This window comes from Mycobacterium sp. NGS26, from assembly GCF_059813025.1.
In genome coordinates, this window is sequence record NZ_JCALDU010000043.1 from 1 (window position 1) to 394 (window position 394).

Genomic DNA, 394 nt, shown 5'->3' on the forward strand with positions numbered 1-394 from the left:
GCGGCGATCAGCGCCCCCCTGACCCCCGGTGAGCCGGTGGCGCCGATTGGGGCGCCGGTGCCCGGGGCGGCGCTTTTGGTGCTCGATGGGTGGTTGCGCCCGGTGCCGGTCGGGGTGGTCGGCGAGTTGTATGTGGCCGGGTCCGCGGTGGGGGTGGGCTATTGGGGCCGGCCGGGTTTGACCGGGTCCCGGTTTGTCCCCTGCCCGCTGGGCGGGGCGGCCGGGGCGCGGATGTATCGCACCGGGGACCTGGTGCGCTGGGGTGGCGATGGGCAGCTGGTGTATGTGGGCCGCGCCGATGAGCAGGTCAAAATCCGCGGGTATCGCATCGAGCCCGCCGAAATCCAGGCCGCCCTGACCGCGGTGGACGGGGTGGATGCCGCGGTGGTGATCG

The 394-nt window shown here is 73.6% G+C and carries 1 protein-coding gene; it reads left to right on the plus strand.

Annotated features, from left to right (window positions below):
- Positions 1-394: AMP-binding protein (locus AC5Y6X_RS24475; protein ID WP_499989727.1), on the plus strand; the 394-nt coding region annotated here is incomplete at both ends.